Source organism: Kitasatospora nipponensis, assembly GCF_039528135.1.
GTDB lineage: Bacteria > Actinomycetota > Actinomycetes > Streptomycetales > Streptomycetaceae > Kitasatospora > Kitasatospora nipponensis.
In genome coordinates this window covers 16,355-29,209 of record NZ_BAAALF010000098.1, presented here as the reverse complement: position 1 = coordinate 29,209, position 12,855 = coordinate 16,355, and the positions used below count along the sequence as shown (strand labels likewise).

Annotated in this window: 11 protein-coding genes; 6 read left to right on the top strand and 5 right to left on the bottom strand. The window is 73.0% G+C overall.

Annotated elements, in window-relative coordinates; translation table 11 throughout:
• From ABD323_RS24435 to ABD323_RS24420, 4 genes are all read left to right on the top strand, one after another.
• The coding region (locus tag ABD323_RS24435; RefSeq protein ID WP_344444074.1) for a Dyp-type peroxidase at positions 1-1,089 on the top strand (1,089 nt) is incomplete at its 5' end.
• Between the two features lie 141 nt (positions 1,090-1,230).
• The gene (pheA, locus tag ABD323_RS24430) at positions 1,231-2,166 is read left to right on the top strand and encodes a prephenate dehydratase (protein WP_344444073.1); all 936 of its coding nucleotides are present in this window, start codon (positions 1,231-1,233) and stop codon (positions 2,164-2,166) included.
• Between the two features lie 559 nt (positions 2,167-2,725).
• A complete protein-coding gene (gene serS / locus ABD323_RS24425) occupies positions 2,726-4,000 on the top strand; it encodes a serine--tRNA ligase (protein WP_344444072.1) in 1,275 nt (424 codons plus the stop codon).
• Complete coding sequence (locus ABD323_RS24420; RefSeq protein WP_344444071.1) at positions 3,997-4,800, top strand: HAD family hydrolase; 804 nt, start codon at positions 3,997-3,999, stop codon at positions 4,798-4,800. Before serS ends, ABD323_RS24420 begins: the two co-directional genes overlap by 4 nt.
• 116 nt (positions 4,801-4,916) lie before the next feature.
• Here the strand turns inward: ABD323_RS24420 and ABD323_RS24415 are convergent, their stop codons facing one another.
• Positions 4,917-6,743, bottom strand: a complete 1,827-nt coding sequence (locus tag ABD323_RS24415; RefSeq protein ID WP_344444070.1) for an LCP family protein — start codon at positions 6,741-6,743, stop codon at positions 4,917-4,919.
• A 296-nt stretch (positions 6,744-7,039) separates the two neighbouring features.
• Between ABD323_RS24415 and ABD323_RS24410 the strand changes: the two genes are divergently transcribed.
• Both ABD323_RS24410 and ABD323_RS24405 read left to right on the top strand, forming a co-directional pair.
• Entirely contained in the window at positions 7,040-7,795 is a 756-nt protein-coding gene (locus ABD323_RS24410; RefSeq protein WP_344444069.1) for a FadR/GntR family transcriptional regulator, read from the top strand.
• Positions 7,796-7,876: 81 nt separating this feature from the next.
• Positions 7,877-9,139, top strand: coding sequence for a CynX/NimT family MFS transporter (locus ABD323_RS24405; protein ID WP_344444068.1), 1,263 nt, complete (start codon positions 7,877-7,879; stop codon positions 9,137-9,139).
• Between the two features lie 45 nt (positions 9,140-9,184).
• Here the strand turns inward: ABD323_RS24405 and ABD323_RS24400 are convergent, their stop codons facing one another.
• From ABD323_RS24400 to ABD323_RS24385, 4 genes are read right to left on the bottom strand one after another with little or no spacing between them, the layout of a single operon-like run.
• Positions 9,185-9,898 carry an ABC transporter permease gene (locus ABD323_RS24400; protein ID WP_344444067.1) on the bottom strand — a complete coding sequence of 238 codons (714 nt, stop codon included), beginning with the start codon at positions 9,896-9,898 and terminating at the stop codon, positions 9,185-9,187.
• 49 nt (positions 9,899-9,947) lie between these two features.
• Entirely contained in the window at positions 9,948-10,865 is a 918-nt protein-coding gene (locus ABD323_RS24395) for an ABC transporter ATP-binding protein (protein WP_344444066.1), read from the bottom strand.
• Positions 10,866-10,874: 9 nt separating this feature from the next.
• Positions 10,875-11,777: an ABC transporter permease gene (locus ABD323_RS24390; protein ID WP_344444065.1), complete on the bottom strand. Its 903-nt coding sequence runs from the start codon at positions 11,775-11,777 to the stop codon at positions 10,875-10,877.
• Positions 11,761-12,765, bottom strand: a complete 1,005-nt coding sequence (locus ABD323_RS24385; protein ID WP_344444064.1) for an ABC transporter ATP-binding protein — start codon at positions 12,763-12,765, stop codon at positions 11,761-11,763. The genes ABD323_RS24390 and ABD323_RS24385 overlap by 17 nt, the downstream gene beginning before the upstream one ends.
• Between the last annotated feature and the right edge of the window lie 90 nt (positions 12,766-12,855).

The following is a 12,855-nucleotide window of genomic DNA, read 5'->3' as shown; positions in this document are numbered from 1 at the left end:
CCCGGCGCCGCGGCGGGCCCGCCTGCGCTGGGCACGGCCCGGATCGACTTCCACGGGCCGCAGCAGGCCGGCATCCTGCAGCCGCAGCAGGCCCGGGTGCAGCTGGTCGCCTTCGACCTGGTGCCCGGCGCCGGGCGGGCCGAACTGCGGGCGCTGCTCCAGCGCTGGTCGAGGGCGGGCGAGAACCAGATCGCGCTGGACGCCGGTCCCAGCTCGCTCACCGTCACCTTCGGCTTCGGCGCCACCCTCTTCGAGCGCGCCGATCTCGCCGCCCGGCGCCCGCCCGCGCTCGTCGCGCTGCCGGCCTTCCCCGAGGACGCCATCGACCCCTCCCGCAGCGAGGGCGACCTGCTGGTGCAGATCGGCGCCGACGACGCCCTGGTGGTCTTCCACGCCCTGCGGGTGCTGCAGCGGCAGGCCCTCGGCACCGCCACCGTCCGCTGGCAGATGACCGGCTTCGCGCGGACCCCGGGCGCCACCGCCGGGCCGCGCACCGGACGCAACCTGATGGGCCAGGTCGACGGCACCAACAACCCCAGGCCCACCGACCCGGACTTCGCCGCCCGGATCCTGGCCACCGGTCCCGACTGGCTGTCGGGCGGCAGCTACCTGGTGCTGCGCCGGATCCGGATGCTGCTGGACAACTGGGAGAACCTGCCCACCGACCGCCAGGAACGGGTGATCGGCCGGCGCAAGTCGGACGGCGCCCCGCTCTCCGGCGGCGTCGAGGGCACCGCGGTGGACCTGACCCGGCAGAACCCGGACGGCACCCTGGCGATCCCCGCCGACGCGCACATCCGGGTGGCCGCGCCGGCGGCCAACGCGGGCGCGGCCATGCTGCGCCGCGGCTTCAGTTACGCGGACGGCGTGCGGCCGGACGGCGCACCGGACGCGGGGCTGCTCTTCCTGGCCTTCCAGGCCGACCCGGCCCGCGGCTTCGTGCCGGTGCAGCGCGCACTGGCCCGCGCCGACGGGCTCTCGCGCTTCCTGCGGCACGAGGCCAGCGGGCTGTACGCGGTCCCGCCCGGGGTCACGGCCGAGGCCGGGGCCCGCGGCGGGTACGTGGGACAGGCCCTGCTGGAGGGCTGAGCCGCCCGCCACAGCCGACCCGGGCCCGCCCGCGGGCCGCCCGCGGCCGACCAAGCCCTGGACTCCGGGCCCGGGCCGGGCCGGGAGTGGCTATGGTGGCAGGTCTGGTATCCGGTACGTGACGCTGCACGGAGGCACGAAATGTCGGCCACCCGCTACACCTACCTCGGGCCCGCGGGCACCTTCACGGAGGCTGCTCTGCACACCCTGCCCGAGGCGGCGACCCGGGAGCTGGTGCCGCTCGCCTCGGTGCAGGCCGCCCTCGACGCGGTGCGCCTGGGCGAGGCCGCCGGCGCCTTCGTGCCGATCGAGAACTCGGTGGAGGGCGCGGTCACCACCACCACCGACGAGCTGGCCACCGGCGCCCCGCTGATGGTCTACCGCGAGGTACTGCTGCCGATCACCTTCGCGCTGCTGGTGCGGCCCGGCACCACGCTGGCCGACGTGAAGACCGTCACCAGCCACCCGGTGGGCCACCCGCAGGTCCGCCGCTGGCTGGGCACCCACCTGCCGCACGCGCAGTGGGAGGCCGCCTCGTCCAACGCGGAGGGTGCGCGGCTGGTCCAGGAGGGCGTGATGGACGGCGCCTTCGCGGGCGAGTTCGCGGCGCCGCTCTACGGGCTGGAGCCGCTGGTCACCGACATCCACGACGCCGAGAACGCGACCACCCGCTTCGTGCTGGTGGGCCGCCCGGGCCGGGTCTCCTCGCCGACCGGCGCGGACAAGACCTCGATGGTGGTCTGGCTGGGCGACAACCACCCCGGTGCCCTGCTGGAACTGCTGCAGGAATTCGCGGTGCGCGGCGTGAACCTGATGCGGATCGAATCCCGGCCCACCGGTCAGGGCCTGGGGAACTACTGCTTCTCGATCGACTGCGAGGGGCACCTGGCCGAGCGCCGGGTCTCCGAGACGCTGATGGGACTGCGCCGGATCTGCCCGCAGATCCGATTCCTCGGTTCCTATCCGCGCGCCGACCGGCGTGCCCGGTCGGCCCGCCAGCCGGGCACCTCGGACGAGGACTTCGTCCGGGCCGCGGACTGGCTGGCGCGCTGCCTCGACGGGCGCAGCGAGGACTGACCCGCCCCGCCGGTCGTCGTCCCCTCCCCCCGCCGAACGGCGGCCGGCCGCTCGTTTCCCGGTCGTTCATGACGCGCCCACGCGGGTGATACCGGCCGGTCGCCGCGCAGCCGCTCCGGCACGCACCGTCATCCACAGGCCGCTGAGCAGCCCGGGTGTTCATCCACAAGCCGTCGAAGAGCAGGTTATCCACAGGCCTGGGGACGAGTCGACAAAACGGCATAGCCACTCCCATGTCCGATCGGATCATCTACAAGCACGCCAGATCGGACTAATCGCACCAGAGTCACCCCTATGCCATGGAATCACCTGTCCGAGTGGAGGAATTCCTTCAGCCGAGCAGCTGGATAGAGGTTTGAAACCTCGAATACCTTATAAAGTTCTCCGAGTTTCCCGTCTTCGCACTCATCCACAGCCCCCCACCCGGGCCTGTGGACAGAAGTCCCCCGAAGATCGTCCCCAGCAAGTTATCCACAGGTTTTCCCCGGTTATCCCCAGCCCGGGCCCACGGTGGGAAACCCGTACCTGTGGCGGACCCCCGCCCCGGTAAGGTGGGCCCGTGATTGACCTTCGCCTGCTTCGTGAGGACCCTGACCGAGTGCGCGCCTCGCAGCGCGCCCGTGGCGAGGACGTCGAGCTCGTCGACGCCCTCCTCGCCGCCGACGAGCGCCGCCGGTCCTCGGGCAGTCGCTTCGACGAACTGCGCAACGAGCAGAAGCTGCTCGGCAAGCAGATCCCCAAGGCCCAGGGCGAGGAGAAGGCCGCGCTGCTGGCCCGGGCCGGCACGCTGGCCGCCGACGTCAAGGCCGCCGACGCCGAGCAGGGCCAGGCCAAGGAGGAGGCCGAGCGGCTGGTCCGCTCGCTGGCCAACCTCATCGACCCGGCCGCCCCGGTCGGTGGCGAGGAGGACTTCGTCACCCTGGAGGAGATCGGCACCCCGCGCGACTTCGCCGCCGAGGGCTTCGAGCCCCGCGACCACGTCGAGCTGGGCCAGATCCTCGGGGCCATCGACACCGAGCGCGGCGCCAAGGTGGCCGGCTCGCGGTCCTACTACCTGACCGGCCCCGGCGCGCTGCTGGAGCTGGCGCTGGTCAACATGGCGATCGCCCAGGCGACTGCGGCCGGCTTCATCCCGATGATCACCCCGGCCCTGGTCCGCCCCGCGGCCATGGACGGCACCGGGTTCCTGGGCCAGGCCGCCGAGAACGTCTACTTCCTCGAAGAGGAGGAGCGCTACCTGGTCGGCACCAGCGAGGTCCCGCTGGCGGCGTACCACATGGACGAGATCATCGAGGCCGAGAAGCTGCCGCTGCGCTACGCCGGCTACTCGTCCTGCTTCCGCCGTGAGGCCGGCACCTACGGCAAGGACACCCGCGGCATCATCCGGGTGCACCAGTTCGAGAAGGTCGAGATGTTCGTCTACACCTCCCCCGAGGAGGCCGAGGCCGAGCACCGCCGCCTGCTGCAGTGGGAGAAGGACTTCCTCAACGCGCTGGAGCTGCCCTACCGGGTGATCGACGTGGCCTCGGGCGACCTCGGCTCCTCGGCCGCCCGCAAGTTCGACATCGAGGCCTGGATCCCGACCCAGGGCAAGTACCGCGAGGTCACCTCGACCTCGAACACCACCGAGTACCAGTCCCGCCGGCTCTCCATCCGGATGCGCGAGGAGGGCAGGGTCCGCCCGCTGGCCACCCTCAACGGCACCCTGGTGGCCGTGCCGCGGACCATCGTGGCGATCCTGGAGAACCACCAGCAGGCCGACGGCTCGGTGGTCCTGCCGCAGGCGCTGCGCCCCTACTTCGGCGGCCGGACCACGCTGGACCCGGTCACGTGACCGCCGGGCTGCCGTTCCGGCTGGTCGCCACCGACCTGGACGGCACCCTGCTGACGCCCGTGGAGACCGTCTCCGCGCGCACCCGCGCCGCCCTGGCCACGGCCACGGCGGCCGGGGCCGTGCACATCGTCGTCACCGGCCGCTCGGCCGCCTGGGCCCGGCCGGTCTTCGACGAGATCGGCTACACCGGCCTGGCGGTCTGCGGCCAGGGCGCCCAGGTCTACGACGCGGGCGCGCACCGGCTGCTCACCTCGATGACGCTGGACCGGCGGCTGGCTGCGGTGGCGCTGGCCAAGATCGAGGCCGAGGTCGGCCCGCTCAGCGTCGCCGCCGGCCGGGACGGGCTGGAGGGCGCCGTCCTGGCGATGGCCGACTACCGGCTGCTCTCCGACCTGCCGGTGGTCCGGGTGGACGGCGCCGGCGACCTGTTCACCGAGCCGATCAGCAAGCTCTACATCCAGCACCCCGAGCTGACCGAGGACGAACTCGCCGCGGCCGCCCGGCGGGTGGCCGGCGACCTGGTCGGCGTCACGGTGGCCGGCGAGTCCATCCTCGAACTGCTGCCGCTGGGGCTCTCCAAGGCCACCGGGCTGGCGGTGGCGGCCCGCCGGCTGGGCCTCAAGGCCCCGGACACGCTCGCCTTCGGCGACATGCCCAACGACGTGCCGATGTTCCACTGGGCCGCGCACGGGGTGGCGATGGCCAACGCCCACCAGGAGCTGCTGGAGGTGGCCGACGAGGTCACCGAGAGCAACGCCGACGACGGCGTCGCTCTGGTGCTGGAGCGCCTCTACGGCTGACCGGCCGTCAACCCGCTTCACCGGCCGCCCCCCTGGCGCCCCGCACGACCGAACGGGCCCGCCCCCACCGCGTGGTGGGGGCGGGCCCGTTCCGTGCCGTGCGGGCGGCGCCGCGGTCAGCCGTTGTACGACACGTTGCTGCACGGGTCGTCGTCGGCCGTGCGGCCGCCGTTGGTGATGCTGGAGGGCAGCGGGGCCGGGGCGGCGGGAGCCGACGCGCCGGCGCCGGTCGTGCCGGCCGCCGGGGCCGCCGCCCCGCCGTTGGCCGCCGCGTAGTCCTTGCCCAGCGTGATGCTCAGGCCGGCCGTGGCGCTCTTCTCCAAGGTGGCCCCCGGGAAGACCTGGGCCAGCAGCTGGGCCGACTTCAGGTCCGCCGCGCCGTACTCGATCACCGTGGTGTCGTGGTTCTGCGAGGCCGCGTTGGCGGTGCCCGAGACGGTGAACCGGGCCTCCTTGAGCTTGACCGCGGCCGGGGTGGTCAGGCCCTTGGTGGTGGTGCCGTTGTAGACCATCACCCGCGCGCCGGCGCCGTTCACGTCGCCGGCCGCGACCGGCGCGGGCGGCGGGGAACTCGGCTGGGCGGGGGCGGGACTGTCCGAGGGGGCGTCCGCCTGCTGGCCGCTGGCGTCCTGGCCGTCCAGCGTGTGGTCGGCCTTCAGGGCGGCCCACAGGTTGTCGATGGCCGGGTGCACCAGGTCCACCCGCTCCTTGTTGAAGCGCCAGGGCGTGGTGATGAACTGGATGTTCTTCAGGTCGATGTTCTTCATCGACAGCGCGAAGCTCAGCAGCTTGTCGGCCGAGGCCAGGTCGGGGTCCACGGTCAGCGACTTGGTGGCGGCGTCCGCCAGCGGCAGCAGCGTGGTGGGGTCCATCCCCTCGCCCTTGACCTTCTTGATCATCGCGGAGAGGAACGCCTGCTGGCGCTGCATGCGCCCGATGTCGGAGCCGTCACCGACACCGTGCCGCAGTCGCACGTAGTTCAGCGCCTGCTGGCCGGAGACGGTCTGCAGGCCCTTGGAGAAGATCTGGTTCCCCTTGTGGCCCAGGTTGGGGTTGAGGTCGCCCTCGTAGACCGCGTTGGGCATGCAGACCTGGATACCGCCGATGGCTTTGGTCATCGACGAGAATCCGTTGAAGTCCACCACCAGGGTGTGGTCCACCCGCATCCCGGTGAGCTTCTCCACCGTGTTCTGTGTGCAGGCGGGATTGCCCTTGTCGGTATTTCCCATCGAGAAGGCCGAGTTGAACATCGCACTCGCCTGGACCTTGGTCCATTTGCCGTTCACCAGGCACGGCGGGATCTGGACCAGGGAGTCCCGGGGGAAGGAGACGCCCACCGCGTGCTTGTGGTCGGCGTAGACGTGCAGCAGGATCGTGGTGTCCGAGCGGGCACCGCCGTCGCCGCCACCGCCGAGGTCGCTGTTGCCGTCGCCGCGCGAGTCCGACCCGATCAACAGGACGTTGACCGGCTTGTTGCCGTTGGCGTCGGCCGCGGCCGCGGCCGGCCGGTCGGTGGAGATGCCGGCCCGGTCGAAGCTGTTGATGTTGCCGTCGAGCTCGTAGTAGACCGCACCCGCACCAGCGGCCACCAGGATGACCGCCGAGGCGGCCGTCCAGGCGATGATCTTCTTCTTGTTGGACTTCTTGGGGGCGACCTTCTTGCGGCCGTGGCCGCCGGCCGGACCGCCGGGGCCACCCGGGCCGCCGGGCCCGCCGCCGTTGCCGCCACGCCCGCCGCGCCCCTGGGCGGCCCGCCGGGCCTCCGCGCGCCCACCGCTGCGCGTCTGCCCGGGAACGGTGGGCGACTGCTCGGCGGTGGGAGCGGACGAGGCCAGCCGGGCGGCGCGGCGGCCGCCCTCACGCGGGGCCGCATCCAGCGGGGCATCCTCCGGACGCCACAACCCGGCGTCGTGATCGGACGCTCCCGCCCACTGGCCTGACATTCGTACACCCTTCACCGGCGGCAGAAACAGCCACGCGCAGTTGTGAGCACGCGCAGTGGCAACGCTCGGCGCCCCCGGGATGTGCCGCGATGCCCTAGCGGACCCGCTGTCATCTCGTTCAGACACGTAGAGCTTTCAGCGGAGCATATAAAGGCATCATTGCGAAGTCACTGGGCGGGCCTCCACTTGCAGCTTCCCCCAAGCTGCCACCCAGTCCCCCTGTAGTTGTAGGATGACCGGGCAAGTGGCGCGGAGCAGGTCCGCGCGGCGACCGGTGCAAGGGACGGAGGTGGCAGGTGACCAGCGCAAACGCCAGCGCGAGCGGCAGTGGGGGCGGGAGCCTGCGGGCCGCCGGACGGCTCTCGCTGGTGGACGCCGCCATCGAACAGCTCCGCGGGCAGCTCGCCGAAGGCCGCTGGGCGGTCGGCGAGCGGATCCCCACCGAGCACGAGCTCGCCGAGCGGCTCCAGGTGGGCCGCAACACCGTCCGCGAGGCGATCCGGGTCCTGGTGCACGCCGGGATGCTGGTCACCCGGCAGGGCGAGGGCACCTTCGTGCGCAGCACCAGCGACCCCGCCGCGGTCCTGCGCGGCGTGCAGCGCTCGGACGTGCGGGACGTGCTGGAGGTCCGAGCGGCGCTGGAGGCCGAGGCCGCCCGGCTGGCCGCCGTCCGGCACACCCCCGAGGACCTGCGCCGGATGCGCGACGCGCTGGAGCGGGAGGCGGCGGTGATCGCCGCACACCCCGAGCGGACCGGCCGTGAGGCCACCGTCGAGCACGACCTGGAGTTCCACACCGCGGTCGTGGAGGCCGCGCACAACCCGGCCCTGACCGAGGTCTACCGCTACTTCGGGGCCTCGGTGCGCGAGTCGATGCGGGCCGCCTTCGGCGACCACGAGATGCCCGAGGTGGTCGTGGCCACCCACGCGGCGCTGGTCGACGCCATCGAGAGCGGCGACCCCGAGCGGGCCGAGGCCGCGTGTCGCGCCCTGCTGGCCGAGCCGACCGCGGCGGTCGAGCAGCTGCTCGCCGAGTTCGCCGCCCGCAAGTAACGGACGCGGTCGTCCGCGCCCCGTCCGCGACGGGTGCGCCCCGCCTCCCCTGCCTCCCCCTTGAGAAAGCGCACCACCACCATGTCCCTGACCCGTGCCCAGCAGCCGCTGCGGACGCCGCTCGCCCCCGTCCGCACCAGACTGGCCCACCCGGTCCTGCTGCTGACCGGGATCCTGCTGGTCGCCCTGAACATGCGGGCCTGCCTGGCCGCCATCTCCCCGATGGTCGGCGAGATCCAGCGGACCTTCGGGCTCTCGGCCACCGCCAGCGGGCTGATCACCACCGTGCCGGTGCTCTTCCAGGGCGTCGGGGCGCCGCTGACCCCGCGGCTGACCCGGCGCTTCGGCACCGAGCGGGTGGTGCTCGGCGCGGTGCTGGTGCTGGGCGCCGGGGTGCTGGTGCGGGTGCTGCCGTCGGTGGCGGCGCTGTACGCGGGCTGCGTGGTGATCGGGGTGGCCATCGCGGTGCTCAACGTCTCGATGCCCGGGCTGGTGAAGCGCGAGTTCCCGCAGCGGGCGGCGGCGATGACCGGGGTCTACTCGACCACCATGCTGGTCGGCGCCACGCTGGCGGCCGGGACCTCGGTCCCGCTGGAGCACGTGCTGGGCGGCGGGTGGCGGGCCTCGCTGAGCGCCTGGTCGCTGCTCGCGCTGGTCGCGGCGGTGGCCTGGCTGCCGCAGGTGCTGCGCGGCCGTCAGGCGCGGGCGGCGGTCCTGCCGCAGCCGCGGACCGCGTCGCTCGCGCCCCTCGTGCCGGCCGCCGGCCCGTCGATCCCCGGGCTGTGGCGCACGCCGCTGGCCTGGCAGATCAGCCTCTTCATGGGCATCTCCTCGCTGATGGTCTACACCCTGGTCGCCTGGCTGCCGACGATCCTGGCCGACCACGGGATGAGCCGCGACGAGGCCGGCCTGGTCTTCGCCTTCAGCAACCTGGTCCAGGTGGTCGGCGCCTTCCTGGTGCCGCTGCTGGCCGGCCGGATGACCAACCAGCGCGCGCTGGCGGTGCTGATGGCCGCGCTGAACGCGGTCGGCGTCAGCGGCCTGCTGCTCGCCCCGGTCTCCGGCGCCTGGGTCGCGGCGGCGGTCCTCGGGGTGGCCCAGGGCGGCTCGCTGGGCCTGGCGATCGCCTTCATCGTGCTGCGCACCGACAGCGCGGCGGGTGCGGCCCGGCTCGGCTCGATGAGCCAGGCGGTCGGCTACCTGATCGCGGCACTGGGCCCGGTCGGCGGCGGCGCCCTGCACCAGCTCACCGGCAGCTGGACGCCGGTGCTGGTCCTGCTGCTGCTCCTGGCGGGCGCCGCGGCCCTCGCCGGCTGGGGCGCCGGCCGCAACCGCACGCTGTAGCCGGCGGTCGGGGCCGGTCGCCCGCGGGGGCCGGACCCGGAGGGCCTAGTCGTCCGAGGCGAGGGTCAGGCCGGCCAGCTTGACCGAGGCCAGCACGGTGGCCGCGACCGTGACCACCAGCAGCAGCGGGACGGCCACGCCGAGGGCCACGTCCGCGGTGACCGCCCCGTCGGCGGCGATCGACCGGGCCACCGACAGACCCCACTGCTGGATGCTCAGCGTCCTGGCGCCCTTGACGAAGTTGCCGATCAGGCTCTCCCAGACCAGCGCGTAGGCCAGGCCCACCACCACGGCGTTGCGGGTGACCACGCCCAGCAGCAGGAAGAGCGCGCTGTACGCGGTGCAGGCCACCAGGGTGCCCACCGTGTAGCCCAGGGCCAGACCGTCGCGGGTGCCCGCCAGCACCAGGCCGGCCAGCAGGGTCGGCACGGCGGCGAAGAGCCAGCTGGCGAGCACCGCCACCACCAGCTTGCTGGTGATGATCTTCCAGCGGGGCAGCGGCTTGGCCAGCAGGTAGACGATCGAGCCGTCGTCGATCTCGGCGCCGATCGCCCCGGTGCCCACCACCAGGCCCAGCAGCGGGACCAACGTGCCGAGCCCCAGGGTGCCCAGCACGATGCCGACATGGTCGCTGTCGCCGCTCGAGCCGCGCGCGACCACGGAGATCACCAGCAGCAGGGCCGGCACGACCAGCAGCAGCAGGCCCCGCCGGCCGCCGAGCAGACCGCGTACGGTCAGCCGGGCCACGGTCAGGTTCACGGTGTCAGCCTTTCGAGTTCGACGAGCATGGTGCGGGAGAGCCGGTGGCTCAGGAGTTGACGAGGTAGGAGAAGACGCTCTCCAGCGACTCGTCGGCCGGGGAGACGGTGTACAGCCGGATCCCGGCCTCCCGGGCGACCCGGGGCAGCAGGGTGGTGAAGCCCGCGAAGTCGACCGCCTGGATCCGCAGGGCGCGCTCCTTGTGGTCCAGCTCGATCCCGGCGGTGCTGGCGTCCGCGATCAGCGCGGCGGCGAGCCGGCGGTCGTCGCTGGAGCGGACCAGGTAGCGGTGCGGCCGGTTGGTCATCAGCCGGCGGATCCGGCGGAAGTCCCCGGAGGCCGCGTGCCGGCCGGCCACCACCACCTCGATGTGCCGGGCCAGCTGCTCCACCTCCTCCAGGATGTGCGAGGAGAAGAGCACGGTGCGCCCCTCGGCGCCGAAGCGGCGCAGCAGCTCCATCAGCTGCAGGCGCTGGCGCGGGTCCATCCCGTTGAACGGCTCGTCCAGCAGCAGCACGGCCGGGTCGTGGACCAGCGCGGAGGCCATCTTGACCCGCTGCTTCATGCCCTTGGAGTAGGTCCCGGTGCGGCGCTCCTGGGCGTGGTCCATCTCCACCAGCGCCAGCGCCCGGGAGGCGGCCGCGCCCGGGTCGGGCAGACCGTGCAGCTCGGCGTTGGCGAGCACGAACTCCCAGCCGGTCAGGAAGTCGTACATGGCCTCCCGCTCGGGGACCAGGCCGATCTGCCGGTAGACCTGCTGGTTGCGCCAGATCGGCGCACCGTCGAGGGTGACTGTGCCGGCGGAGGGCGACAGGAAGCCGCCCATCAGGTGGATCAGGGTGGACTTGCCGGCCCCGTTGGGACCGAGCAGACCGGTGATCCCCGGGCCGATCGACATCGAGACGTCGTTGACGGCGACCACGTTGCCGAACCAGCGGGAGACCCCGTCGATGGTGATGACGGCCATGACGACCCCTCAGATCTTCCGGTAGCGGCGCAGCAGCAGCACGTAGGCGGCGGCCGGCAGGGCGACGATCTCCAGGCCGAAGGCCACCGTGCCGAGCGTTCCCGGCGTGCCGATGATCTCCGAGAAGCGGTCCGAGCTGACCAGGCCGCAGACCTCGTTGACGAAGTACTGGACCGCCCGGCTGGGCGCCAGCAGGTAGGACCAGCTCGCGCTGTCCAGGCCGTCGTGCAGGCCGGCCAGCACGGTGGAGACCCCCGAGGTGACCACCAGCACCGCCATGATCGCCGCCACGCCGAACCCGCGCCGGGGCGTGGCGGCGGCGATCAGCAGGCCGATCGCGGACAGCACCACGGCCTGCAGGACGGCGGCGAGCAGGCCGATCGCCAGGTGCCCGGTGTTGTGGGCGAAGTCGAACCCGGCCAGCAGCGCCCCGGCGTAGAGCACCAGCAGCGGCAGCGCCATGACGACCGACAGGGCGGTCACCATCGCCGCGCCCTTGGCCCGCACGTAGTCGCCGCGGGTGATCGGACGGGAGAAGTAGAGCGGCACCAGCGAGAACCGCAGGTCCCGCGAGAGCAGCACCGGGGCCTGCGCGGCCACGAAGATCTCCGCCATGAGCAGGCCGATGCGGTTGAGGTACTGCGGGTAGTCGGTGGGCAGTTCGGTGCCCTGCTGCTGGATGGCCATCGCCACCATGAGCGCGGCCGGCAGCACGATCCCCGCCAGCACCAGCATCGGCAGCACCTTGGACTTGGCCGAGCGGCCCAGGCCGAACGCGGCGCGCAGGCTCTGGGTGTAGAGCGAGCGGGTCGCGTAGCCACGGCCCAGCCGGGGGCCCTGGTAACCGCGGTAGCCGATGTCGTGGATGACCCCGTCGGGCCGCGCGGCCCCGGTCTCAGCTGACGTACTCATCGGCCGCCTCCTCCTGGGTGAAGATCTCGGCGACCCGGTGGCGGCGCTGCTCGAGGCGCACCAGGCCGAGGCCGAGCGCGGCGACGGTGTCGCGGATGGTGTCGTAGGTGTCGTCGCCGGCGATCTCCACCAGCAGCACGTGCGAGCCCTCGGAGGCGACCCGCAGGCCGGCGGCGGTCAGCCGCTCGCGGACCGCCCGGTCCGGGTCGAGGTGGCCGGGGCCGGGTGCGCCGGTGGAGCCTTCCGCGTCGGCGGGCCGCTCGTCGTCCGGACGGTCCGTCACCTCGACGGCCAGCAGCTGGGTGGCCTCGGTGAAGGAGGCGGTCGAGGAGGAGCGCAGCAGCTTGCCGCCGTCGATCACCACCAGGTGGTCGCAGGTGCGCTCCAGCTCGCCGAGCAGGTGGGTGGTGACCAGCACCGAGATGCCGAAGTCACTGTGCACGCGGCGGATCAGCCCGAGCATCTCGTCCCGGCCGGCCGGGTCGAGGCCGTTGGTCGGCTCGTCCAGCAGGACCAGGCGCGGGTCGTGGACGAGCGCCTGGGCGAGCTTCACGCGCTGCTTCATGCCGGTCGAGTAGCCGCCCATCGGGCGGTAGCGCTCCTCGTACAGGCCGACGTGGCGCAGCGTGTCGGCGGTGCGCTCGCGGGCGGCCGAGGCCGGCAGTCCGGCCATCCGCGCCATGTGGACCACGAACTCGGTGGCCGACACGTCCGGTGGCAGGCAGTCGTGCTCGGGCATGTAACCGACCCGCTCGCGGATCGCGGAGCCCTCGGTGGCGATGTCCAGTCCGAGCACCTCGCCGCCGCCGGAGGTGGCCGGGGCCAGCCCGAGCAGGATCTTGATGAGGGTGGACTTGCCCGCTCCGTTGGCTCCCACCAGGCCCACCACTCCCGGCTGCACCTCGATGGTGAGCTGGTCGAGAGCGGTGACCGCGGGATAGCGCTTGGTCAGGGAGTCCGTTCTGATGACGGGGGGAGCAGTGGGCACCGCTCGAACCTAGCGGCTGCGCCGTCCGCCGGGAGTGGGCCGCACGGGCGGCCTTTGTCGTCCGGCGGGATGACGTGGGCCCCGGCGACC

Excerpts from the sequence above, each read along its gene's own strand:
- pheA (WP_344444073.1), top strand. The coding sequence starts at position 1,231 with ATGTCGGCCACCCGCTACACCTACCTCGGGCCCGCGGGCACCTTCACG.
- ABD323_RS24415 (WP_344444070.1), bottom strand. The coding sequence starts at position 6,743 with ATGTCAGGCCAGTGGGCGGGAGCGTCCGATCACGACGCCGGGTTGTGG.
- ABD323_RS24405 (WP_344444068.1), top strand. The coding sequence starts at position 7,877 with ATGTCCCTGACCCGTGCCCAGCAGCCGCTGCGGACGCCGCTCGCCCCC.
- ABD323_RS24395 (WP_344444066.1), bottom strand. The coding sequence starts at position 10,865 with ATGGCCGTCATCACCATCGACGGGGTCTCCCGCTGGTTCGGCAACGTG.
- ABD323_RS24390 (WP_344444065.1), bottom strand. The coding sequence starts at position 11,777 with ATGAGTACGTCAGCTGAGACCGGGGCCGCGCGGCCCGACGGGGTCATC.